The 24,999-nt window shown below is 40.9% G+C and carries 22 protein-coding genes and 1 pseudogene; 4 read left to right on the forward strand and 19 right to left on the reverse strand.

The window, feature by feature from the left end:
- Window positions 1-41: 41 nt before the first annotated feature.
- Window positions 42-458 (reverse strand): ATP-binding protein, encoded by a 417-nt coding sequence (locus CV014_RS05470; RefSeq protein WP_236141101.1) that lies wholly within the window; start codon window positions 456-458, stop codon window positions 42-44.
- A 147-nt stretch (window positions 459-605) separates the two neighbouring features.
- Between CV014_RS05470 and CV014_RS05475 the strand changes: the two genes are divergently transcribed.
- Window positions 606-1,796, forward strand: a complete 1,191-nt coding sequence (locus tag CV014_RS05475; protein WP_236141102.1) for a PP2C family protein-serine/threonine phosphatase — start codon at window positions 606-608, stop codon at window positions 1,794-1,796.
- Window positions 1,797-1,818: 22 nt separating this feature from the next.
- On the opposite strand, the gene CV014_RS05480 is transcribed toward CV014_RS05475, so the two are convergent.
- The 5 genes from CV014_RS05480 to CV014_RS05500 all read right to left on the reverse strand — a co-directional run bounded on the left by CV014_RS05480 (window position 1,819) and on the right by CV014_RS05500 (window position 7,923).
- Window positions 1,819-2,148: an STAS domain-containing protein gene (locus tag CV014_RS05480; RefSeq protein WP_236141103.1), complete on the reverse strand. Its 330-nt coding sequence runs from the start codon at window positions 2,146-2,148 to the stop codon at window positions 1,819-1,821.
- A gap of 93 nt (window positions 2,149-2,241) precedes the next feature.
- Window positions 2,242-2,952 carry a PIG-L deacetylase family protein gene (locus CV014_RS05485; protein WP_236141104.1) on the reverse strand — a complete coding sequence of 237 codons (711 nt, stop codon included), beginning with the start codon at window positions 2,950-2,952 and terminating at the stop codon, window positions 2,242-2,244.
- A 40-nt stretch (window positions 2,953-2,992) separates the two neighbouring features.
- The gene (locus tag CV014_RS05490) at window positions 2,993-4,975 is read right to left on the reverse strand and encodes a glycosyltransferase family 2 protein (protein ID WP_236141105.1); all 1,983 of its coding nucleotides are present in this window, start codon (window positions 4,973-4,975) and stop codon (window positions 2,993-2,995) included.
- A gap of 168 nt (window positions 4,976-5,143) precedes the next feature.
- On the reverse strand, window positions 5,144-6,517 hold the full coding sequence (locus CV014_RS05495; RefSeq protein ID WP_329608335.1) for a DUF3131 domain-containing protein: 1,374 nt from the start codon (window positions 6,515-6,517) through the stop codon (window positions 5,144-5,146).
- 2 nt (window positions 6,518-6,519) lie between these two features.
- Window positions 6,520-7,923, reverse strand: coding sequence for a DUF3131 domain-containing protein (locus CV014_RS05500; protein WP_236141106.1), 1,404 nt, complete (start codon window positions 7,921-7,923; stop codon window positions 6,520-6,522).
- A gap of 432 nt (window positions 7,924-8,355) precedes the next feature.
- Between CV014_RS05500 and CV014_RS05505 the strand changes: the two genes are divergently transcribed.
- Together CV014_RS05505 and CV014_RS05510 are read left to right on the forward strand one after the other, a co-directional pair.
- A complete protein-coding gene (locus tag CV014_RS05505; RefSeq protein ID WP_236141107.1) occupies window positions 8,356-8,673 on the forward strand; it encodes a DUF433 domain-containing protein in 318 nt (105 codons plus the stop codon).
- Window positions 8,674-8,681: 8 nt separating this feature from the next.
- The gene (locus CV014_RS05510) at window positions 8,682-9,032 is read left to right on the forward strand and encodes a DUF5615 family PIN-like protein (RefSeq protein ID WP_236141108.1); all 351 of its coding nucleotides are present in this window, start codon (window positions 8,682-8,684) and stop codon (window positions 9,030-9,032) included.
- Between the two features lie 90 nt (window positions 9,033-9,122).
- On the opposite strand, the gene CV014_RS05515 is transcribed toward CV014_RS05510, so the two are convergent.
- The 7 genes from CV014_RS05515 to CV014_RS05545 form a co-directional block, all read right to left on the reverse strand.
- Window positions 9,123-10,568 (reverse strand): DUF3131 domain-containing protein, encoded by a 1,446-nt coding sequence (locus CV014_RS05515; RefSeq protein WP_236141109.1) that lies wholly within the window; start codon window positions 10,566-10,568, stop codon window positions 9,123-9,125.
- Between the two features lie 78 nt (window positions 10,569-10,646).
- The gene (locus tag CV014_RS05520; RefSeq protein ID WP_236141110.1) at window positions 10,647-11,861 is read right to left on the reverse strand and encodes a hypothetical protein; all 1,215 of its coding nucleotides are present in this window, start codon (window positions 11,859-11,861) and stop codon (window positions 10,647-10,649) included.
- Between the two features lie 76 nt (window positions 11,862-11,937).
- Entirely contained in the window at window positions 11,938-13,854 is a 1,917-nt protein-coding gene (locus CV014_RS05525) for a transketolase (protein WP_236141111.1), read from the reverse strand.
- A gap of 371 nt (window positions 13,855-14,225) precedes the next feature.
- A complete protein-coding gene (gene coaBC / locus CV014_RS05530; RefSeq protein ID WP_236141121.1) occupies window positions 14,226-15,446 on the reverse strand; it encodes a bifunctional phosphopantothenoylcysteine decarboxylase/phosphopantothenate--cysteine ligase CoaBC in 1,221 nt (406 codons plus the stop codon).
- A gap of 498 nt (window positions 15,447-15,944) precedes the next feature.
- Window positions 15,945-16,157, reverse strand: coding sequence for a protein IsiD (gene isiD, locus CV014_RS05535; protein ID WP_103136895.1), 213 nt, complete (start codon window positions 16,155-16,157; stop codon window positions 15,945-15,947).
- 154 nt (window positions 16,158-16,311) lie between these two features.
- A complete protein-coding gene (locus CV014_RS05540) occupies window positions 16,312-16,929 on the reverse strand; it encodes an alpha/beta hydrolase (protein ID WP_236141112.1) in 618 nt (205 codons plus the stop codon).
- A gap of 208 nt (window positions 16,930-17,137) precedes the next feature.
- Window positions 17,138-18,091: a Rieske (2Fe-2S) protein gene (locus tag CV014_RS05545; protein WP_236141113.1), complete on the reverse strand. Its 954-nt coding sequence runs from the start codon at window positions 18,089-18,091 to the stop codon at window positions 17,138-17,140.
- Window positions 18,092-18,207: 116 nt separating this feature from the next.
- Between CV014_RS05545 and CV014_RS05550 the strand changes: the two genes are divergently transcribed.
- On the forward strand, window positions 18,208-18,978 hold the full coding sequence (locus tag CV014_RS05550) for an IS1/IS1595 family N-terminal zinc-binding domain-containing protein (protein ID WP_442946885.1): 771 nt from the start codon (window positions 18,208-18,210) through the stop codon (window positions 18,976-18,978).
- Between the two features lie 78 nt (window positions 18,979-19,056).
- On the opposite strand, the gene CV014_RS05560 is transcribed toward CV014_RS05550, so the two are convergent.
- The 6 genes and pseudogenes from CV014_RS05560 to CV014_RS05580 all read right to left on the reverse strand — a co-directional run.
- Window positions 19,057-19,599 carry a hypothetical protein gene (locus CV014_RS05560; RefSeq protein ID WP_236141114.1) on the reverse strand — a complete coding sequence of 181 codons (543 nt, stop codon included), beginning with the start codon at window positions 19,597-19,599 and terminating at the stop codon, window positions 19,057-19,059.
- Window positions 19,596-19,889, reverse strand: a complete 294-nt coding sequence (locus CV014_RS05565; protein WP_236141115.1) for a hypothetical protein — start codon at window positions 19,887-19,889, stop codon at window positions 19,596-19,598. Before CV014_RS05565 ends, CV014_RS05560 begins: the two co-directional genes overlap by 4 nt.
- A complete protein-coding gene (locus CV014_RS05570; protein ID WP_236141116.1) occupies window positions 19,889-20,626 on the reverse strand; it encodes a TIGR04255 family protein in 738 nt (245 codons plus the stop codon). The genes CV014_RS05565 and CV014_RS05570 overlap by 1 nt, the downstream gene beginning before the upstream one ends.
- Before the next feature lie 145 nt (window positions 20,627-20,771).
- Window positions 20,772-23,906, reverse strand: a complete 3,135-nt coding sequence (locus CV014_RS05575) for a cobaltochelatase subunit CobN (protein WP_442946886.1) — start codon at window positions 23,904-23,906, stop codon at window positions 20,772-20,774.
- A pseudogene (locus CV014_RS30570) lies at window positions 23,834-24,435 on the reverse strand (DUF3479 domain-containing protein). Before CV014_RS30570 ends, CV014_RS05575 begins: the two are co-directional and overlap by 73 nt.
- Before the next feature lie 316 nt (window positions 24,436-24,751).
- On the reverse strand, window positions 24,752-24,999 hold a 248-nt coding region (locus CV014_RS05580), incomplete at its 5' end, for a carbohydrate porin (protein ID WP_236141117.1).

Below are 24,999 nucleotides of genomic sequence, written 5' to 3' on the forward strand. Positions count from 1 at the left end.
TTATAGTGGAAATTATCTTTAAAATATGCAATTAATTAAATTTAGTAAGACTTATTTATTGATAAACAATAGCAATTTTCTGCTATTTGTTTATAATCTAAACTGTCAGCCAGAATTGACATGATTTTTAACCCACGTCCCCGTTCTTGATGATTTTCCTCAAATTCCGATAACTCTTGTAATTGACGTTCTAAATCAAAAGGTTGACCCTGAGATAGTATACGTATTTGTATAGATTTTTCAGAACGATAAGCTTCTATATTAATCAGAGTTTCTACGGATAAACCTTGGTGGGCGTGTTCAACAATATTAGTAAAGCCTTCTATTAGTAAAGTTTGACATTGCCACCAAATTTCTTGTGTGATTACGGGTGGTTGATTAAGTTGCTCAAACCAAGACAATACAGACGACAAAGCTGTAATATCTGTATTTATTGTTAGGAATATTTTATGATCCACTGGTTATGTATTCAAATATTTATTTTCATCATAATTGAAATCATTTAATTTAATTTACGTATATATACTATACATTTATCTGCAAATTATATGTACTTTGAAATTAAAGGAATATTTAATTATAGTAGTGTTGAATGTTCTTGATTTATGATAAAAATTTTAATTATTGATGATGACCCAATTGTTAGAGCAGCCTTAAACAGAACGCTACAAAAACAGGGTTATGAAACTACTGTTGCGAGTAACGGAGAGGAAGGAATTGCTCAAGCTAAATTATTGCGCCCAGCCTTAATTATCTGTGATTGGATGATGTCACAGTTAGATGGTTTAGAAGTGTGTCGCCAAATTAAAGCCAATCCAGAACTAGCTACTACTTTTTTTATTTTGCTCACAGCTAAAGGTGCAGCTCCAGGGGAAGAAGAAGATAGAGTTAGAGGATTAGATGCTGGAGCCGATGAGTTTATTTCTAAACCAATAGAAATGAGCGAATTAAAGGCGCGGGTAAGAGCAGGATTGAGACTATATCAATTAAATCAAGATTTACAAAGCCAAAAACAAGCCCTAGAAATACTCAACCAAGATTTACAAACCCAAAAGCAAATTTTAGAAACAGAATTAGCTGAGGCGGCTGATTATGTACGTTCGCTCTTACCATCTCCACTTGAAGGTGCAGTAACTACAGAAACATTGTTTGTCCCTTCAGCCCAGTTAGGGGGTGATTGTTTCGATTACTATTGGCTTGATGATGAGCATTTAGCAATTTATTTGTTGGATGTATCAGGACATGGCGTGGGTTCTGCCTTATTATCCGTGTCTGTATTGAATATATTGCGATCGCAATCCCTAAGCAATACTAATTTTTACCAACCTAAAGAAGTTCTTAAAGCTCTCAATCAAGCTTTTCAAATGAATAACCACGGTGATAAATACTTCACAATTTGGTATGGAGTTTATCACCGTGTCAAACGTCAATTGATTTATGCTAATGCTGGACATCCTCCAGCTCTACTCATATCCGGTACATCAAAAACTACCCATCAAGTTCAAAAACTCAGCTCTTTCGATTTACCAATAGGCTTTTTGCCTGATGTTCACTTTGAAGATGCTGTGTTTGAGGTCGCAGAAAATAGTACCTTATACATCTTTAGTGATGGAGTTTATGAAATTAATCAACCAGATGGCAGAATTTGGAGCTTTGATGATTTTCTCAACCTACTAATAGAATATAGTAATGTCAATAAATGTTATCTAAAACAAGTTTTAGAACACATTATGAATTTAAATCATCAAGAGAAATTGGAGGATGATTTTTCTCTGTTAAAATTTTTATTTGGTTAAGACAAATTCTAAAATATCTGTCTTATTCTGTCACCGCTAAAAATTGACTATGAAAATCATCTTGATCTAAAAAAACGCGAAAAATTCTATCCATTTTAGTAAGTTCAAATAACATTCTCACTTGGTCATTAATAGAGCATAGAAAAAGTTTAGTATTAGTATTGCGTACTAGTTGCATTGCCGATACTAAAGAGCCTAAACCAGAACTATCTATAAATTTCACCTGTTTCATGTCAATCAATAAAACTTCTACGCCACTATCTAAGATATCGCTAATTTCACGACGTAACTGATTACCTCTGATACCATCTAAAATTCCCGCAGGTTCAATTACTTTCACTGTTAAACTCATTTTTGATTTACCCAGTATTTAATATTTGTATTTCATTATTTTGGCATTATTCTACTAGAACGGCAAGTAGATAATTAACCAAATCAAAACTCATCAATCTGAATTTATTTGATTGGCTAAATATTTTTTCTGAGTTGATAGAGCATTGAAAAAGCTGGCATTAACCCATTGTCTAGCAATTTCAAATGCTTCAAAATAACCATCTTTCTGCCCTAGCTCCCGCGCCCAGAATCTAGATAATACAAGGATAGCGTCAAGCTGCATAAAAGCTTTGCTACTCTCTGATTCATAACAACCAATGGCAGCAATTTTTTCTTCAATAACTTCAGTAATATCTACAAAAAAGTTGGGTTCAAATCCACGTAAAAAGACGGGAGGCGCAGAATACCAAAGAGGAATGTTTCTGCGAGTTGCTACATTAGAAACCGCGATCGCACACACTTCATGATCTCTGTGTCCATATTTTTCCGGTTGTGGTGCATGAGTAATAATTAAATCAGGTTGCCAACGATTAATAGCATCTTCTGTGACTTTAATAACCGCTTGTGTTGAAAAAACACACTCTTCTAGAGCATAAAATTCATAATTTGCTCCGATGATTTTACCCGCATCTTCTGCCTCTTGATGGCGTGTACCTTTAATAGACGAACTAGAAAGATGACCTTCAGTTAAAATTAGACAGCGAATGTTCCATCCTGCTTGAGACATTAAACGTAAAGTCCCAGCCGCAGGTAAAACTTCATCATCAGCATGAGCGTAAATAGTTAAGACAGTTTGCGGACTACCGTTTAAATATGTGTTCATAGTTGGTTTTTGCTTCTACCTAAAAGTAAATACTTTGCTGTTATTCTTTTGTAGGTTGCCAAAAAGACGCGCGTATAATCGCCCATAGAAGTAGCAAGTTGTAAATAGCCCACACACTATTAAGTACGTGAACCCAAGGATTGTTAAGGTGTCCGGTAGCGAAGCGGAAAATGCTCCAAAGTATGCCTAAGATAGTTAAGGTAAATACAAGTAATTGCGGCCAAACCAACTGGAGATAGATACCTGCTTGTCTCTGCTTGGGTGTAACTTGAAAATTAATTTTTTGTCCTGTAAAGACACTCCAAACAGCTTGAATTAACAGGGGAAATAGTGCGATCGCATATTGTTCAGAACGCCAAACCTCACTAGCAGGAATACCCCAAGTAGCGGCTAAAAACGTCAAGCGATTGATTATAAATGCCGGGAAGAAGTGTAGAGCAAAATCAGCCCCATAACTTTTAACCGGAACAAGCTCTGTGAAAAAATAGATAATTGGGCAAGAAATAAAAATTAAAGTCGCAAAACCAGAAAAATAACTATACATCGTCTTAAAATATTGCAGACGTTGCCAAAATGTTAACCCTGGCTTTGCTAGAGGATTTTCTCTGAGTAGCACTTGGATAGTTCCTTGCGCCCAACGTAAACGCTGTTTCAGAGTAGAACTGAGGTCATCTGGTGCTAAACCTTCTGCTAATAACTCATTGTGATAAACAGATTTCCACCCAGCACCATGTAGACGCATGGCTGTATTCATATCTTCTGTAATACTATTGCTGGATACACCACCTACTAACTGAAATTCATCTAACCGTTTTTCATCTTTGACAAAATCATCAGCAAAATATTGTAGTCCAACATTAATCAATGCTTCCCGGCGCAGAATGGCATTTGTCCCTGTATAAAAAGCGGCATTCATGCCATCTTTGCCTTGTTGTAGCGGCCCATAAAATAAACTTGCTCGATGTCCAAAAGGATCGCCTGTAGGAATGTTATAAAAATCTTGTGGTGTTTGTACAAAAGCAATGCGATTCTGCTCATATTTACCTGTGAAAAGATTATAGGTGTAAAAATATGGCAAAACTCGTCTCAGAAATTGTGGTTTGGGTATATGGTCGGCATCTAAAGTTAAAATAAATTCTCCAGAAGTTTCTCCAGAGAAAATCGCATAATTAAGATTGCCTGCTTTCGCATGGTGAGGTACGCCAGCAGGTTTTGGTCGAGCAATGTAACGAAATCGAGCCAATTCAACTAATTCTAGTTCTTTGTGAGCGATAGCTGCTTCTAACGCTTGTTTTTCAGTTTTGAGACGTTCAGCAATACTTTGATGAGTGGGAGGTAGCCAAAGAATCAACTCTCGCAGACTTCGCAAAACCGAGCCAACAGTCTGATCTTCCCAATTGTCAACTTGTTCTGATTCTTGTAACCACTGTTCAGCAGCTTGAGTATGAGATGTGAGATTTTCTAATTGTTGCAGACGTTCTACTAAACCAGAGCGTTCTGCATCTATTTTATTAGCTTCTTGTTGTAATAGTGGTGATTGTAAATCTGCAATACATAACCTTTCTGTCATGCTTCTCATGGCCGCCGAGTTACCATCATCCAGCACATAAACTCGCAATTTATTTGCCGGGTAATCTATTGCTAAAGCCGCTTGAGCCGTTTTTTCTACAATTTCCGGTGGCTCATTGTAACAAGTAATAAATATATCTACACTAGGCCAGTCAACTTGAGGTAAGGGTGGAGTCATTTGATCGAGTGACTTAATCTGCCTCACTAAAGGCCGCCACAACCCAATGACAAACATTAAACCACCGAAATAGCTATATATTTCTGCTAATAATAATGGAACTGAAAGCCACAGTACATCAAAATTAATTGAATGAGTAATTCGCCATTGCAAATACCAAAGACCGAAAATTAAATTGATTTCTGCTAGGTAGCGAAATAATAAAGTTCTTTTTTTTAATTTAGAACGGCTATTGCCCGAAAATTTTAGGGAATTATCAACAGATATAGATGCCATTGTCTGATCAAAATAAATCTAGAGCAGTTAACTGATTAAACGTAAACAGATACTATTACTTACCTCCTTGCACTATTTTTTGGCATCGCGATCGCCATTCTTGGCGTTGACTTCCAATTTAGTATTCCCTAGTGCAATTGTTCACTAACAACCTCAACAGCGAAAGTGCTATTGTTGGGAAACTCTCAAATTTTCGTTACTAGAAATCCAGTAACTACCATTACTGTCAGTAATTAACTTGGCTGTTGATTTAGGAATTCTTGGTAAACCGCGACCAGAATCGCCTTGTGCCACAGCTTCCCACCAAGGAGATTTCATTGCAGTAGGACGAATTAAGGGTTGGCGATTCATCACGGTGTACAGCAAAGATTGTAATATCATGCTGTTGGTGCTGCCTGTGAAACCAATGGCTGTTTTACCTGTGGTTTCATAAAAGCCTTCATAAAAACCTGTCAGGGGGTTATATAAATCAGTTGTGGCTGGGAATAACTTCTGGCTATATTGATTGTCTGGATACAAGGCATGATAAGCAAAAGCTACGGCTGTACTGACGATTCGCGCTTGAGGTACAGCTTGCCCATCATCACCTAAAGCCACCCAAGGCTCACCTTTGCCAGTAATGGCACTGTGGATAGTGTAAGGCTTGCGGTCTATGAGGGTAGTAGCTGAGGCTGTGAGAGTGCCGCTACGTCGGTAACGTTCGGCTTGTGCTTGGAAAACAGGTTCAAAGAGCGATCGCATTTTTGGATCTAAGCCAAATTCCAAACCATAAAGTAAGAAAGGATTGCTGACTGTATATTGATTAACCTGGGAATTGGTATCAGTTCTCTGACGCTGGGTAGGAACTTTCACCCCTTCTACTAATGCAGTTTGATATTCACCCCCCACAGCCGAACCTTCAACATCAAAGCCCCACAGTTGAAAAGCACGCGCAGCATATTCTTCATAACCTAAGCGAGTTTCGGGGTTTACACGGGTAAGGGTACGCCCTGCTTGATCTTTGGTAACAGTGGCACTAGATAAAATCCCATCCCGTACTACCCGCAGATATGACCAATCTAGGACAATTTGATCAACTGCTTTGGTGTACTCTGGATGATAGCTTTTTAAGTTGTACAAGGCGGCCAGCAGCCTACCTAAATCAAGGGCAGACCAACCGTTACCTTGAGGAACAGGATTTCCACCATAATCTATTGCTTGGAGCGATCGCGTATTGTAACCCCGATTGGGCAATTCTCCAGCAAATAACGGTAGTTTACCTAACGCTGCTAACAAATGGCGAGTGCGTTGATCGAATTGTTGAGCAGAAATAATATCAAGCGATCGCGCGGCGTGTAATGCTGCTAGATAATCTCCTAATCCCCAAAGAGTAGCACCTTGAAAGTCACTGCGATCGTCTATCAGTCCACTCTGAGAATGATAATTCGCTTGAAAATACCTCCATGCTGCTTCTGCATAACGTCGTTCAACTACTGTTAAGGGTCGAGTTAGTTTGAGGTGAGAAGATGAATCTGGACTAGCAACTGGGGGAATGGGCGCGATCGCTACCTCAGCCGTATCCGTGGGGGTTTTAGTAGGAGTGCTAGAAGTTGGTGGAGTTGTGGGTGTTGTAGTCGGAGTATTGTTAGTGGGTGGTTTAGTTGGTTTAGTTGTGGGTGTTGTAGTCGGAGTATTGTTAGTAGGTGGTTTAGTTGGTTTAGTTGTGGAAAACCAGAAGTAATTAAAGGGTGATTTCCTCTCGCTTTGTAGTATAAAATCTCTAAAATTAGCCCATTGGTATTACCTGTTAAAGCTTTATTTGGTTGCTTTGATTCCTCATAAATGCCTGCATAGTAACCATCATCATTAGGACTACGCAGATCCTTGACAGCATCAACAAGTTTTTGAGCATAAGCATTATCTGGAAATAGGTAACGCCAACCAAAAGCCGCTTTTGTACTAATACTGCGAAACTGAGGGTAAGGCTTGTTTTCGTCGGTAATTGTTGCCCAGTTGTTACCGTTAGCGTAAACAGTGTTGTAGAGAAAATAGGGTGCTTGGTCAATATTATCTTCTGTGACTGCTGTCAATTGACCTGTAGTATCGTAACGTCGTTTCTGCACATCCAATACCCTAGAGGCGAAATCTGCTAATTCACCTTGCAAACCAAATTCGATACCATCCAATATGTAAGACTCACTAACAATGTAATTATTAGCATTAGTAGTTTGAAAATCGCGGGTATCAACGGGAATTTGCACACCGTTAATCTCAACCATTTTATATGGTTCTAAAGCCAAAGCTTTTGGTGCAGAAAAACCCCAAAGTTGATAACCTCTAGCCCCATATTCTTCGTAACCGAGTCTTCCTTCTTGCACTAGCAATGTTTTGTTATCAGGAAGAACTGTAGCACCAAAAAGCTGTTCATCTTTGAGCGATCGCCCCACCTGCCATTTAGCTACAATTCCTTTGAGCCAATCATTATACTGTGGGTGACAAGTGCGAATTACATCAAACGCCGCCAGTATGCGCCCTATATCTAAAGCTGACCAGCCAATCCCTCTTTCACTCGGATTGTTACCATAATCAACCATCTGTGCGGTCGCTGCGTTATAGACTTTATTTGGTAAGGCATCCTCAAACAATTTCAGGCTACCTAGAGTCGTCAAGAACTTATTGAGACGAGCATCAAAGTCTGCTTGATCCGTCAGATTCAACCATCGCGCTGCATTCAACGCCATCAAGTAGTTACCCATATCCCAAAGCGTACCCGAAGGATAACCGCCGGTAGAATTGGTAAATCCTGTTGCTGGCTGATAATTTTTGACAAAATACTGCCAAGCCGCACGGGCATAAGTTTGTTCTTCAGGCGTAAGAGGAGCAGTAATATTACTACAACTAGGAGATTGGGATAAGACTGGTGTGGGAATGTAAAACAATAATTGCAGTAATGTCCCAATTAAGAACAATGCAATCCATCTCAGCAGCTTTTTTTGATGGTGCTTGAATAGCATAAAAGAAAGAGTTAAGAAAGTCTTTGGGCGATCGCACAGATGAGTGATGCTAGTGCATGATATCCGAAAAAACTCTTAACATCAGGGTGAATTACACGGAAATTTTGTCTCATGTTTTTTGAAACAATGATATATACTCAAATAGCACGCTTGTTAAGCACAAACCCTTAATATATTTGGCTTTTAGGGTGTAAGGGGGTAGGGGTGTAGGGGGAAGAAATAAAATCAAATAATAATACTTATAAATCAACTCTCAACCATGCAACTCCTAAACCCAGTCACAGCAAGAGGTATTGGATTTAAATAACAAAAATATTTACTACTCTGCTACTACAATATGATTATAATTTTGTAATACTCTAGGAAGCTTCATCGATGAGCCTTGTTTTGGAACGTGAGACCCCGCCTCTATGGAAAGATGAAACCGGAGCAATTCGGGTAGGAAATTCAAGGGTTTTGCTAGAAACTGTAATTCGAGCATTCCAGGATGGTGCATCTCCTGAGTCTATTGTTCATCGATACTCAACTCTATCCTTGTCTGATGTCTACAACACCATTGGTTACTATCTTCGACACCAAAATGCTGTAGAAGCATACTTAAATCAGAGAGAGCAGATAGCTGAGTTAGTACAACAGCGTTTGTCTAGCATTCAACCTGATATGAGCTTAATTCGTAGTCGTTTACTATCTCAACAGAATCAGTAAAAAAAGTAATGTTGAGTTTGTTAAGCGATGAAAATTTTAACGGTGACATTATTCGTGGGCTATTTTTGCGCCATCCCAATCTTGACTTAATTCGAGTTCAAGATGTGGGCTTGAGAGAAGTAGATGACCCTGCAATTTTAGCTTGGGCAGCAAGCAATGAGCGTATTTTGCTGACTCATGATCGTGCAACCATGCCAGATTTTGCTTACCAACGCCTGGTCAGAGGAGAATCTATGGCAGGATTATTTGTAGTCAATGATCGAATGCCCATTCGACAGGCAATTGATGAGTTATTATTGCTGATAGATGGTAGTGAACAAGCAGAATGGAAGGAAGTTGTATTATATTTACCTTTGTGAGAGCCAAAACTGATGTAAAGTTAAGGCGGTATAACAAACAAAATTAACTGCGAATACACTAAATTTATAAGCGATCGCTTCATCAATTTGCTAATTCTTAACTCCTGCCCAAACAGTAAGGGGTTTGCCGACTTGCTTGTACAATAAGCTTTCTAAAATTACACCGTTATTATTTGCGGTCAGAGACTTATTTGGCTGACGCAGGGATTCATAAAAGCCGTTGAACCAACCGTCTTTAGACTTGAGGTTAGTTTGCACAAAATCAAATAATTGACGAGTGTAAGCAGTATTATAGAGTACGTGCCAGCCAACCGCAGCTTTAGCACTGAGAAAGCGTAAATTATTGTGCTGTTCTTGGGTATCGGTAATTGTTGCCCAAGGTTTGCCGTTCACAAACAAGCTGTTATAAACAAAGTAAGGCGGACGGTCTAAATTGTCTTCTGTTAGCGCAGTTAATTCTTTTGTTGCTTGATAACGAGCCGCTTGAGCAGCTAAAATCCTATCTGCATAAGCTTTAGGTAATGCCTGAAACCCTGTTTCGATGCCGTCAAGAATATAAGGTTCGCTGAGGACGTAGTTATTTGCACCTGAGTTTTTAGCGTCGCGGCGGTCATAGGGAACTCCCTGTCCGTAAAGATTGACAAAGGCGGTATTAGATTTATAGTCTAAGGCTTGCTTGACATCTAATCCCCAGAGTTTTAAACCGTAGGCTGCATAATTCTCATAACCCAAGCGGCCTTCCTGGTTATGTTGTTCTTTTCCTTGCACAACAGCCGTACCGTACATCTGTCCGTTTTTGGTGAGGCGTTTGACTTGCCAACGCTGCCAAACCTTCTGCACAGGCGATCGCATTTTGGGATACTTGGCCTCGACAATCTTCAGCCATAATGCCATACGTCCTAAATCAATGGCTGACCAACCAATTTCTTCTCGTTGATCTAATTGTCCGTAATTCACAGGAATCAGGGTTTTACTGTTGTAGACTTTGTTGGGTAGTTCCCCTTTGTATAAAGGTAATGATGCTAGAGTTTGTAACATCTTAGTCAGCTTTGCTTCAAATTCTGCCTCTGAGATAATATTCAACTCTCTAGCACTGACTAAAGCCGCGATCGCAGCTGCCTGATCCCACATAGTCACAGAAGCAAAACCATCAACAGCATTAACTAAGCCAGTTTGATCATTCCAGTTACGTTGGAAATATGACCAAGCCTGACGCGCAGTTGCCATCTCTACTGCGTCCAGTTTTCCGACTCCAGGGGCAACATAAGGTGCTTTGCTAATTGTCAGTTCACTCGCAGGAATGGCTTTCCCTGGTAAAATTACGGATTCATTATCAAGTTTTGCTACCTTCTGCGCTTGAGTTTCCACCTTTGCATTAGGGGAATCAGATTTTGATATTGCTGGTGTTTGGGGATTCTGAGAGATTTGATTAGACCAAAAATTTAAAGTAGCGATCGCAATGATTGCAGTTACCACTCCTCCTACAGAAGCTAACAGGGACAAGCTTTTTGGAGGTGGTTGAAAATCAGAATCCATGTGGTAAAAGCCTTATTTTAAAATCCTCAACAAATTTATCTTTCCCAACTTTCAAAGCTAACTAACAAACAACCGTGCTTAAAACTTGACCCGTAACTGTCCTGTGAAAGAGTCACCACCGTAAGCACTTCCTCCTGTATCTTGTTTACGCACATTACTAAAGTTATAGCCAAGGTCAGCTTCTATTTCCGGTGAAACTTTGACTGTACATCGAGTTTGATAACTATTAGCGTGATCAAATTCTCCATTAAGTCTTTGCTGTCCCAAGTTTGCCGATAGGCGACAGCGCAGGAAATTGATCATATTTCCCTCCCAAGCCACTTCAGCGTTGTATACCAAAAAATCTGGTGGGGAAAAATAGCCACTTGTGCGTTCTACATTGCGATCGTAACTCCAGGTGAATAAGTTAGCTGCCACAGAAAATTGTCCGAATTTGCGTTCTAGTCTACTAAAAGATTGAATTTCAGAATTACCATCGCTGTAATTACCTAAACGCAGTGATGAGAACAAACTAGTATTACCATCTATTTGCCAATATAAATTCGGGCCAAAACGCCAAGCACTAATCTGATTTTCTAAAGTCTGAGCATTAGATTTATATGGTTCTTTGTCTAAGTTGACTGATAGTATTAAACCTGAAACTAATTTTCCTGAAGCAGAAACTTCCGGCTTGACAATTGGTGATTCAACTTGAGCATGGAAATTTATAGCAGTAGGTAAACGGTTGAAGATATCAATACCTGCTGCTGTTTGCAGTGTTACTTGTTCAAGTTTGCCTTGCCAACCTATTGTTACAGGAATATTGCTAATTGACTCTACACCGCGTTGCTCAAAGAAGTCAAAACCTGTACTGAAAAGTATTTTATTGCCATTAGGTAAACGAAATTGGAATTTTGGCTCAATGAACAAATTATGTTGACCGAAGTTATCTGTATCATTACGAAAGTTAGTTTCGATGCTTTCTAAAACAGCAAATGGCTTCACTGGTTCAGAAGCAGTTGGGGGTGGAAGAAGAATTGGTGTGGGCTTTGGTAATGGTGTGGGTATTTGTAACCCAGGATTAAAATTCTCAGGTGCAGCGATTAAAAGAGGTTTTTGCTCTAACCTAGATGGTAGTTCTTGTGAGTGGTTGACTTTAACATCGGTCGTTGGCAAACCAAGTTTTTCTGGATGATCTACAAAAATCACTCTTGTTGCTGATTCTGAGAACGTTTCTTTACCGTTATATGCCTGTGCTATTTGTAAATTAGTTAACAATAATGTCCAATGCTCAGGCTCCAAACTACCAAACATTGAATTTGTCCCATATTGATGCCGTCGCCTATCACGGCTATTAAGTTTATGCTTTACAGCAGTTTGGCATAGGTTCCTAAAATTGCTCCAAATTCATAGAATAAGTGATTCCTACAGGTTGTCTGATTTGGGCTTTGACTGCTTGGATAATGGCATCAGCATCGATTTTGGCGGCGTGGAGTAACTCGGCGGGAGTGCCGGAGGTGGGCAGATCATAGACTGCTAACTTAATTACTTGCAGTTGTGGCCCGTCATAGTTGGAAATATTACTACTACCTACAAAGGCATCCAACACAGCCGCACCTAATCCGCCTTCACTCCAATGGTCTTCCACCACTATTAAATTACCTTCGGTATCGTGGGCGGCTTGATGTAGGGTTGGGATATCAATCGGTTTGACGGAGTAAGCATCGATGATGCGGACTGTGATCCCTTCGGTTTTGAGACGATCATAAGCCTTGAGGGCTTCGTGGAGGGTAATTCCAGCACCAATGACTGTTGCTTGGTCTTGGTCGGAACTACGGATAACTTTACTCCCACCAATGGGAAATTCTTCTTCTGTACCGTAAATCACTGGTGTACTTTCTCGTGTGGTGCGGAGGTAAACTATACCATTGCGATCGCTCATTTGTTCTACTAATTTTGCAGTCTGATTGGCATCGCTGGGATAAAGTACCGTGCTACCACAAACAGCCCGAAAAGCCGCTAAATCTTCTAATCCCATCTGGGAAGCCCCATCTTGACCGATGGAGACACCTGCATGAGAACCGACTAATTTGATGTTGGCACGGGAGACGGCAGCCATCCGCACGAAATCATAGGCACGAGTTAAAAAAGCGGCAAAACTAGAAGCAAAGGGTTTGTAATTGCGTACTTGCAAACCTACAGCCGCCGCTACCATTTGCTGTTCGGCAATGTACATCTCAAAGTAGCGTTCTGGGAAGGCTTCTGCGAAATCTTCAGCGTAAGTAGAATTGCTGACTTCAGCATCAAGGGCGACTACTTGCGGTTGTGCTGCGCCCAAGGCTTTTAAGGCATCACCATAGGCGCGCCGAGTGGCGACCTTTGAACCTTTTTCATAGGTAGGCAGGTGTAAGGGTTGGGGTGTAGCAATGGTGACGGGTTGCGCTTGGGATTCTGGGTTACTGACATGAATAGTAATGTGGCGTTCACCACCCAATTCCGTGATCGCTTGTTTTTCGGCATCCGGTTTTAAGGTTTTACCATGCCAACCGCCTAAATCTTCTAAAGCAGTGACACCTCTACCCTTCTTTGTGCGGGCAATAATGACAGTTGGGCGATCGTTAATACTCACAGCCGCACTCAAGGCTTGATCAATCGCTGTCAAATCATGACCATCTATCTCAATTGCTTGCCAACCAAAGGCTCTAGCGCGGTTAGCGTAGGCTTGGGTGTTCCAGCCTAATTCTGTCTGACCCCGTTGACCGAGACGATTGACATCGATAATGGCGATGAGATTATCTAAAGTATAGTGAGCCGCATGGTCAAACGCTTCCCAGATAGAACCTTCTGCCGTTTCACTGTCACCCAGCAACACCCAGACATTATAAGGTAACTGGTCTAAATACTTTCCTGCTAATGCTAACCCTACACCGATGGGTAATCCTTGACCTAATGAACCTGTGGCGACATCCACCCAAGGTAAAATCGGTGTGGGATGACCTTCTAGGCGACTTCCTAATTTCCGTAACGATAGTAATTCTGCATCAGTGATGACTCCCGCCGCCTTATACATGGAATAAAGTAACGGTGCAGCGTGTCCCTTCGAGAAAATCAAGCGATCGTTATTCGGGTTGTGGGGATTATTAAAATCGTAGTGGAGATAATTAGATAACAAGACCGCCATGATATCTGCTGGCGACATGGAAGAAGTAGGATGGCCTGAACCAGCGACGGTTGTGGCGCGAATACTATCTATTCGCAATTGTTGCGCTAGTTCATGCCATTGGTGTAGTTGCTCCTGTGTAGTCACGTCGCTTCACTCCGAATTCAAAATTCAAAATTCAAAATGCTCTACGGGTACTCCTGCAAAGAAGCAAGCTACGCGTAGCGTCTTGTAGAAAAGAGAGAACTTTAGTTTTCAGAAAAGGACTAAAGTCCTGACTACGAACTGTTTTGATTCTGCAAACATTATCTTTTTGAACAAGAGATTTATCTTTTTATCTTTGTTAAATCTAAATTCTTGATATAGTTATTACTTCTTGCCAATGGAATAATTACTAATTATGGCTCAAGGTATATAAACTCAAATTTCTTTACTGCACTATTATCAGATGCAGTGATTGATTTGAACTTTCAAACTCTTTTGCTTTGGGACTGGAGGGTGAATCAAAAACCAGTCTATTATTTCTCCAAGTCACGGAGAAAATCAAATAAATAATGCGCCATTTTTAATTTAGAACAGGGTGCAATTTTCATTTGCTGCCCTTGACTATTTAAAAATACTGCTTGATTGTTATTACTACCAAAACCACTATCAGGTTGATCAATAGGATTAGCGACAATTGCATCTAATTGTTTACGCTGTAATTTTTCCATTGCGGGGGTAATGATATCGCCAGTTTGAGCAGCAAAACCAATTAAACGCTGATGGGGTTGTTTGAGTTGGGCTAACTGGGCGACAATATCAGGGACGGGTGCTAACGGTAGGCTTTGGGGGAGCGATCGCTTGGGTAGTTTTTCTGGGCTATAATCTTTGGGCTTGACATCAGCGACAGCCGCAGACATGACAATTAAATCTGCGGTGGGTAAATACTCCAACATTACTTGCTGCATTTCTTCTGCACTAATGACGGGAATGGCTTGTACTCCTAAAGGTACATCCCAATTAGCTGCGCCATGTACTAAAGTCACTTTTGCGCCTCGATGTAAGGCGGCTTGGGCTAATGCTAGTCCCATTTTCCCCGTCGAGGGGTTGCCGATAAATCTGACGGGGTCTAGATATTCTCGTGTACCACCAGCACTAATTAAAACTTGCTTCCCGACTAAATCGCGTTGGCCTTGGGTATGCAGTAGAGAATGAATGTAAGTCACAATTTCGGGAGGTTCTGCCATTCTACCAGCACCGATGCGATCGCACGCCAATAATCCCGAAGCGGTACTCATGCCATGATATCTACTATCTCCTAATAACTGTTGCCAATTACGCTGTACTGTTAGTTGTTCCCACATATCAGTATTCATTGCAGGTGCTAACAATACGGGACAGGTAGAAGCTAATACGGTATTAGTCAGTAAATTATCTGCCATCCCATAGGTTAATTTAGCTAATGTGTTAGCTGTGAGTGGCGCAATCAGCAATACATCAGCCCACTCTCCCAACTCAATATGCAATGGACGGGCGTGAGTTGCTTGCCAAAAATCACTATCTGTGTATGCGCGATGGCGGGAAAGGGTGGATAAGGTTAGGGGTGTAATAAATTCCTGTGCAGAATCGGTGAGGATAACGCGCACTTCTACCCCTGCTTTAAACAGTGTGGAAACCACCTCACAAACCTTGTAAGCTGCAATACCACCACCGACACCAATGAGAACCTTGGGTGGGGGATTTTGAGGATTAGTCATAGGAGTAATGAGTAATGAGTGCTGAGTGCTGAGTAATGAGTAATGAGTAATGAGTAATAAGTAGTGAGTAATGAGTAATGAGTAATGAGTAATGAGTAATAAGTAAAAGTCCAAGAAATAAAAATACTTTTTTACTCTAGGATAAGCCTTGCGGCGATGAGACGCGTAGAGCTTTGAAAAAAATGCGTCCTTGTTTCAATTCTCTAGTCTTAACTACAGGGTTATCCTCAGCACTCATTACTCAGCACTCACCACTCACCACTGTATTGATGACAAAGCCGCAGCAAGTGACCATACACTAAACTGCGGCGTACTGTACTGGACGGGGATATGCTTGGGAGTTGTTGTTGGCTAATCTTGAGCTTCACTTATTGCTACTGACTCTTGACGTAGAATAGAAGTTATTAAATTTTAGCCCCCAGTTTTATTGACTTTTTCTATATCAAGATAGATAGCAAATAGTTGAGAATTGCTGTAGATTAGACATAACCCCCGCACTTATGCCTCATCATAGGGTTCTAGGTCTAGGAGATGGATGTAGGGTTCGACTAATTCGGGACGCTGAAACGCGATCGCTCGCAGTAGATGCCAGTCATTTAAACCCTCAAAAGCATTACTGTAATTATCCATTTCCAGACGAGTAGCTAGTTCTTCTACCTCTGCTGCGGTCATGGCCGCGATTTCTTTCTTGGAAATGCTCAGAGTCGTCATCATGCTTGCCCCTCCCTTATGCAGCATTCGCACCCAGCACGGGTCAAGTGACGCAAAATAGTGCCACCCAATCTATATTACTCATTAGATGGCATGAATTTCCTAAAATTTTTCAGGATTTGTACCATATTTTGTAAAAAGATTGTAACCCAGACTAAGCAATTGTCTTGATGATGAAATTCCGTGCCACATCTAACATTTCCAAATTAATTTCATGTCCTGTCTCAAACTCATGATATTCAACACCTACCCCCAAGGATTTTAATGTTTCCCTAGACCTAAAAGCCGCTTGTAATGGTACAACTTCATCCCGTGTGCCGTGCATAATTAAGGTGGGTGGGATATCGCTATTTGTGGAAATGGCATCAGGATGTAAATACCCACTCATCACGACTAATCCAGCTATGGGCAATTTAGAACCAACATCTAAAGTCATCGCCCCTCCTTGAGAAAATCCACTCAAGACAGTACGTGATAAAGACACGCCCGTGCTAGCTTCTAAGGACAACAAAAAGTCTGTTAATATTTGCCGACTTTCTTCTAATCCTTGATACATATTCTCAGCCCTTAAGTCGTACCATGCTCTACCGATAGCAGAATTGGGAAATGGATATGGGGCGTTGGGGAAGATAAATTGGTAATTAGGTAATTGGAAATAATCTAATAAAGATGCGACATCTTCAGCATTAGCACCCCAACCATGCAATGTGACGACTAAGCCTGTGGGAGTTTGAGAATTTGCTGGTGGAAAGGAAAGATATTGCAAAGACACTGAGTCCTACTCCTGAAATTATGTTCTTGATCACCTCGTTATCTTAATAGTTATTACTGAGCAATTCATTAAAAACTCATCTTATTATACCAATCCACTAAAATTCTGATACAGATCCAAACCCAGAAACCCTTGTCAAATCAGGATTTATCAATTGCGAATTGCGAATTGCGAATTGCGAATTGCGAATTGGTATTAGAGTTGCCTATCACCAATCACGATACAATTTCTGGGCAAGAAACATAATTTCTTCGTTGGGTAGGCGAATCTTGGCTGGCTGACGAGGGTAAGATGTTTCGATGGCGTGTGTATCTTGCTCTATCACTGTTTCCACTGCACTTAATACAAACCTTCCCATTAATGGTTGCAAAATTGGGTGTTTGGGTTGGCTGTAGACTAAAACGAAAGTTTTAGTTTTAGTTGCGGTTTCTGGGTACAGTGCATGAATTTGCAAAATTTCTCCCAGGGAAAAATCTGTACGGAATGTTGTCAAGGACGGGAAGGCATATTCTAATACACCTGTGTAAGTCTTAGGTGCAGTTAAAATTACGGGGTTGCGAAGGATATCATTCCAGGTTGTATCCTCACGGTCTAATTCCTGCACAACCTTTGCCCAATAACCATCATACTCAAATAGGGGGATGCGATTAGCTTTAATGCCAAATAGGTCGCGATGTGTACCGCTTTGGTGGTTGTAGTCATAATTAATCGAGATACTGTCCAAAAAAGTACCGTTAATACTTTTTTCTCCGGCTACTCCCAAAAAGCTCATACCTGCGCTGACTTGAGAGATTAAATCTGGAACGGGAATTTTAGGAGTATAACCGCCGTATGTCCAAATACAATCGTCTTGAATGACTAGTTCTAAAGTATTGAGCAGAGGTTGACTTCCCACTTTATCTGCATTGTGCAGTCTTCCTTGCCCATCAAATTCTAGTGCATGGAAGGGACAGGCGATCGCATTTCCGTTTTGACAAATCCAGCCGTCTGATAACGGTGCTTGCATATGCGGACAAATGTTATCCAGTGCAAACACTTCACCTTGTTGATTTTGCCAAAGTACATAGTCTTTTCCATTCAAGGTAATTTTATAAGGTTTGTTAATACCCAACATGGAACGATGGGCAATTAACCACGGTGCGCCAGGCAAAATTGCTTCCATAGGACTCTCCGAAGAATTATGTAAGTGGCTCAAATATCGCCACCAGCAGAGTAAAATTGTGACAAAAGTTTCATATTTGATTTCAAAATACGACACATTATTCATATTTGTCAACTATGGTGAGGAATAAACCAGAAACTACCCCAATGCGCCGTCAACCGCAGCAAAAACGCTCTCAAGAACGAGTCGAGAAGATTTTGCAAGCAGCCGCAGAAGTGTTTGTAGAGGTGGGATATGAAGCTGCAACTACTCATATGATTGCAGCTAAGGCTAAAACGGCTGTCGGTTCTCTATATCAGTTTTTCCCGGATAAATTGGCAATTTTTCATGCTTTAGAAGCGCGTCACATGGAACAGGTGACAAAGATTAATGCGGAAATGATGCAGTCAGCAGACAAGCAAAGGCCATTGTCAGAGTTTATTGAACGTATGGTGAATACCTACGCAGAATACTTTGAAAATCCCATGTACCGTATTGTGTACATCCAGTATTTTGTTGCGCCGGGGATGTTTCAGCTATTTGACGAAACTTTTAATCAGCAGTTAATTCAACAACTCGCGGCCTTTTTTTGTGGGTGGAATCCTGAGTTAGCCGTCGAAAAAAGCGAATTTTTAGCAGAGACGGTTCACATTTGCTACAACGCTTTACTTCTCAATGCTTTACGTCAAGATAAACACGAAAGACAAGCTCGTTATGCTGAAATTAAGGCTTTATTAGTCGCATATTTGACACTGCACGCACAGCCAACAGCGAAACAGGTAATGAAAGTAATGATATGTCCGCACTGTCATTCATCCAGGTTATCGAAAAATGGGCATCGTCACGGAAAGCAACGCTATCTCTGCAAAGACTGTGGTAAACAGTTTTTGGAAAGGCTTAATGTTTAAGGAAAGAAACTTAAATTAACAAATGCAGTCGTCAACTGAAATTTCTTTTATCTACGTATATTTAACCTGAACTCAGGTTTATGAAAAACGTGGAATTGAAGATGGCAAACCGACTCGCATAAATAATCTGGCGAATGCTTGAGAAAAGTGTTCTAAGTAAGGAGATTTTAATCGCCACCGACAATCTATGTTTGTAGCGTATTTCAAAATATATTCGTAAGGTAAGCTGTATATCTCTCTAAAATTTACAACCAAAGCCTCCCTATTATTGTCAGGGTTAGTTGGCGATGCTAGTAGATGTAAACCCTCTATCCTCCCCGATAAAACCTCATTCCATTTGCCCTTTTTTTGAAATGCTGGGTTCGCTTCTTCAAATTCTGAAATCGGATAAATCGCACACACAACTACTTGACTAACCTTTTTGTTGTCTAGATCACAACTTTGAGTTAAAACAATTAAATCTAATTCGTTTACTTCTACTTCTACGGCTTGAGTTTCATTGTCTTTGTTTCCGAAAGTTGTGGGGTCAAATAATGGTACTGGTACAAGACACCCAGGCAGGTAATCACCTTGCCTGAGAGTCGGTTCATTTACCTGCACCCAGAAAGGATCTATCGTCATTCTTCGTCTAAAAGATAAGGCAGAGGTTTTTTACGCCCTGTGAACTTGGCACGCATAAACACCTGCTCTGAGCGTTTTGGTGGAACTGGATTGTAATCTACTTCACCAATATTTTTAATATACTCTAGGTATTCTTTAATCTGACTCAAAACTTGTAAAGCATTTTCAGTTACTTCTGCTATTTTTCGTCCTTCGGGACTTTGTAACTGAGATGTAGCTCTTGGTTCAAGTACAATTAATTTGGGTTGGGTTGAGGAATGATTATTCCGTAGAGGAGTTATTGTAGCCATCAGTTAATCAACTCCCTTGTGTGTTCTGTAATGCAAGCTTCAAATGCTTTGTTCTTTTGTTCGTGCATTTTTTCCAAAACTTCCCAAAATTCTATTTCATCTTGTGGAATATCCTGTTCTAGAAATAGGTCTAAATCCAACAGTATAGAAATAAAATTTTGTGTAGGCGGAGGAACTAGTGCTTGATTGAGAACAAGTATTGTTGGTAGTTGCTCTTGAGGAATTTGTAGCTGCATAAAGTAGCCACTTAGTCCTTGCGGTAAGTCAGAGGAAACTTCGGGAAATGTCCTTAAGTAATTGTTTAAATCGCTAACAGGTAAGGGAATATCTAGCCTGTTAATATACCTCAATGCTAACCGAGTAATTACGACTGGATTTGTCAACGACTGATAGATACTCCACAGCCGCTTGGCTTCATCTCGGAATCTTTCCCAGCAGTCGTAGGGAGCAAGTCTACTGAATGTTAATCCATCCAAACGCACTTGAATAATTTGTTTTTGATCATCACTGAAGAATCTATAACCGATTTGAGATTGGCTCGCTGTCGCCCCAACACTAGCACCAGCAATCATTTGTCCCTGAAACACAAGTATTTCCTCACGCTTTGGGTACTCAGCTTGAATGCTTGAGTACACCTGCGCCAAAACATCAAGTTTAACTTCTTGTGGAAGTTGAACTTGTATGTCAATCAATGCTTCAGTGATTGGGGCGCGTGAGTAGTGTTTTTGTGCTTGCATACTAGTTATAGTAAACTCCCTATGTTAATAGGGGCAATGTAATTTACAGTGCCTTCACAATCGTTCGGTTAATCTCGAATGTGTCGCAAATGTGAGCGATCGCTTTTTGTTCAAGGAAGGATAATGTAAGATGAATTTTGCTTTTTTAAACCGCCACTCCTTCTAATTGTTCATCTGTTAACTCATACAATTGACGCAACTTATCTAATTTATCTGCATCAGCTTGCCAAAAACCGCGCCCATGGGCTTCTAACATTCGGCTCAGAATATTGCGAAAAGCTTCGGGGTTAGCTTTGCGTAATTTTTCTGCCATTTCGGGATCTAAAGCGTAAGTGTCTGCGGCTTGGTCGTATACCCAATTATCTTGAAAATCAGCTGTACCACCCCAACCAATTAAGGCTGTCATACGTTGGGAAATTTCAAATGCACCGCCTGAACCTTGATTCGCCATCGCCTCAGCCCATTTAGGATTTAGCAGTTTGGTGCGGTATTCCATTCTGAGTAAATCATCTAGGTTGCGGGGTGTGGTGTCTTTGGAGAAACTTTCTACAAAGCTAGCTGTAACTTTCTTCCCACTTTGCTGTTCGGCGGCTTTTTTTAATCCCCCGGTGTTGGCGTAATATTCCTGAATGTCGGTTAAACCATATTCTACAGAATCGATTTCTTGGACGATGCGATCGCTTGTCTGCAATAACTGATTTAATACTTCTGGTCTAGCTTGGCCTTTATCTTGTCTCCCGTAGCTAAAGACGTTGCGACTTTGCCAAGTTTTACCTAATTCATCGCCTGATTCCCAGTTACCATCAACTACTCTATCATTTACTAATGAACCAAAATCACCGGCTGGGTTAGAAAATAATCTGGCGGAGGTATTTTCTACACCTTGGGCTTTTAAAGTTAAGGCGTGTTTTTTAATAAAATTCTGGTCTTCTGGTTCGTCAGCTTCCGCCGCCCTTTGGAATAAATCATCTAATAATTCGATGATGTTGACAAAGCTATCGCGGAAGATTCCTGATAGGTTTCCTAACACATCAATGCGGGGATGTCCAACTTCAGACAAGGGTTTTAATTCATAACGCACAATTCGCCCTGTCCCTTCTTTCACAGGTTCAGCACCGACTAATTCTAAAAGGATTCCTAATGATTCACCCTTGGTTTTAATGGCATCTAATCCCCACAATAAAACCGCTACTGTTTCAGGATATTTGCCATGTTCTTGTAAATGCTGACTGATGATTTTTTGAGCAATTTCTCGTCCCCGTTCATAGGCGGCGGGGGAAGGCATTCTGTAGGGGTCTAATGCGTGGATATTTCTGCCTGTGGGTAATACTCCTGCGCCATCTCTTAATAAGTCGCCACCAGGCGCGGGGGGGATAAATTCACCGTTTAATCCTCTTAATAAATTGGTGATTTCATCTGTGGTTTGCATCAACAAATCTGTGATTTGCTGTGCTGTTTCTGGGTTTGTTGGTTGTTCACTGCCAAAATATGCTTCGAGATATGATGCTAATTCTTTTTCAGTGGGTGGTTCGCCTAATGTATGTAACCCAGAAGAGAATAATCTAGTTTCTAAAACTTGGAGATATTCGTATAACTTCACTAAATAATCATCAAAAGCATGACTGCTAAACATTCTGATATTTTCTGGAGTGAAGGGAATACCCAATTTTTTCGCATCCTCAAATGGGCAATCTACTTCTAACCCAGTATCAACAATCTTTTTACAAATCCCTTCTTTGAGGACATAATTCTTTTTCGTGTCTTCACGATATTCAGCAATTAAATCTCGCAGTGCCACCAATTCCTTATACAACCCAGCCCGACCATAGGGCGGGACATTGTGAGAAATTAACACGCCATAACCGCGACGTTTAGCTAATATCGATTCGGAAGGATTATTAGCAGCATATATATATAGATTTGGTAAATCTCCTAATAAAATATCTGACCAAGAATAACCTGTATTTCCTAACGGTGAACCTGGCAACCATTCTACAGTCCCGTGCATTCCAAAGTGAACAACTGCATCGGCTTGCAGTTCATTTTGTAACCATTTATAAAAAGCAGCATATTGCGGATGTGGTGTTAAATCCCGTTCAAACATTAACCGCATGGGGTCGCCTTGTATTCCTAGTGGCGGTTGTATACCTATCCAGACATTTCCTAACTGCACACCACCCACATGAAGTTCATCACCGTAGGTTTTAATTCCACTTCCTGTTAAGGATTTCCATTGTTTTTCAATGCGGGATGTGCGGAGATATCCTAACCATTTTTCTAATTTTCGGGCGTTAACAGTGATGGCTGAAGATGGGAAAGGTTTATTCATTTCCCATCTTTCCATTTCTTCGTCAATTTCTTTGACTTTGCGAATTAATTCTTCGCCATCTTCGGGAATATCGCCGACGTTGTAACCTTGGTCTTTGAGGGCGTGGAGTAATTTAATTAAACTGCGGGGTACGTTTAATAATGCAGCCGTACCCACTGCACCATAACCAGGGGGGAAGCCATATAAAATGATGGCGATTTTACGTTCTGCGGGTGGTGTTTGTCGCAGTTTCACCCAGTTTTTGACTCTCCCAATGAGACGCTGTACTCGTTCGGGGACTAAATAAATGTCTTCACCCACTAACCCACCGAGGGGAACGGTATCAATTGCGCCGTCTAATTCTGGTAAGGCGTACAAGACTACGCTTTGCAAACCACCCACGCCTTGACGTGTCCAGGAGTGGATGTCTTGAATTAACAGTGGTGCGGCGACGATGTAGGGGATGTTTTTGGCGGTAAGGATGCGTTTGGCTACTTCTACTTGGCGACCGGCTTCCATTGAACCGGCTGGGCCACCGACGAGGGGAAAGCCTATTGTAGAAACAATTGCATCTACTTTGACGGCTTCTGGAGATAGGGAGGGGGTTTCGATATTACCTTGCTGGCGTTGCTGAAGTTCGTAGTCGGTGGTCATCCAGTCTCTAACTGCTACGTGTCCCTCTACGCCGTTGATGAAGATGGGTAAGGGTATTAAACCCGCTTGTTCAAAGCGGCGAATGAGTTGGGGAATGTATGGTTGTTTGGTGATGACGTGTTTACGGTAGAGGAGGATGGCGGTGACTGGGGACTGGGGATTTTTTGCTATGCCCTGCTTTTGATACCATTCTAGGTAGGCTTTGGGTGATGTGAAATATCCTGGATAGTCGGGATGTAGTAAACCTATGTTGGGGTTTCTATGGGTGGGGGGATTTCGCCGACTTTTAAGTCTAAATATTTTTCTGCTAATGTCCAAAATAATGATGCTACGTTTTCTGTCCCGCCGGCGTTCCAGTAACCGTAGATGATTAACCAGTTGCGTAAGTCTTGGACTTTCTGGACTGGGACGAATTTTAGGAGTTTGGGGCCGATTTTTAAGAAGCTAATATAACCGGCTAGTTTGTCTTCTTCGCGTCCGTTGCTGAATTTGTCGAGGATAAATTTAACAGGTTTGGGCATTCCTTTGGGTTTGTCACCAATGGCGAATGCACCAATTTTAGTTAAACTCATCAGTTCTAAGGCTGACTCGAATACTAGGCGGATGGGGATTTGACTGATGCGATCGCGTAACCACAAAACTTGGTCATAATCAAAGATGAGGCTACCAAAAATACGTCCGCGCCTTGTAATGCTGTTTCTACTTCTTGGGGTTGGCTGGTAATATCGCGATCGCTAAATACTCGAATATCTAAGTCTGTACAGCGAGATTTCGCCAGCAATGCGGCTTTTCTGTACAGTTCAGCGTTAAATGATTCAAATCCAGCAATCAGAACGATGCGTTTCATTACCGTAATTTCTGCAATATTTCTTTACTTTTCATTCTAAACTTGCTTGCGAGTTGCTGGTTGAATATCTGCCTAGTGGAATGGCAGATGTTTTTTAAATAAAGTATCTTTTAATACTTTATTTGACGTATCTTGGGGGATTTATGACACTATGTAAAGTGTCACTGACTAAATATTGATTTTTCTCTGGAAAAAGATATTCTGGGATTAAGTGCAAGGAGTGATACCACTTCACCTGATAAACATGAAACAAGTGAATGGGTATAAATCCATACAAAAACGCTTAGATAAGTAAAGTTCTAGGCGTTTTTGTGTATTAAAAACTAAAGGTGGTACGGATAGTACCGACGAAGATATCGTTGTTACGAGAGATATGTCCAGGGTCGGTAACGAGAAAGAAGCCTGGTGTGATGGAGATGTTATCGTTAACTAAATAGCGGTAAAACACTTCGTAGTGAGTAGAATTACCAGTATCTACGTTGGCCACGGCAACACCGTTATTTAATTTGAGTGGTTGACCGTAGATGAAGCCCAATATGTCGCCTTTTCTGCCAAAGGGGTCAT

Source organism: Nostoc sp. CMAA1605 (genome assembly GCF_021596505.1).
GTDB lineage: Bacteria > Cyanobacteriota > Cyanobacteriia > Cyanobacteriales > Nostocaceae > Trichormus.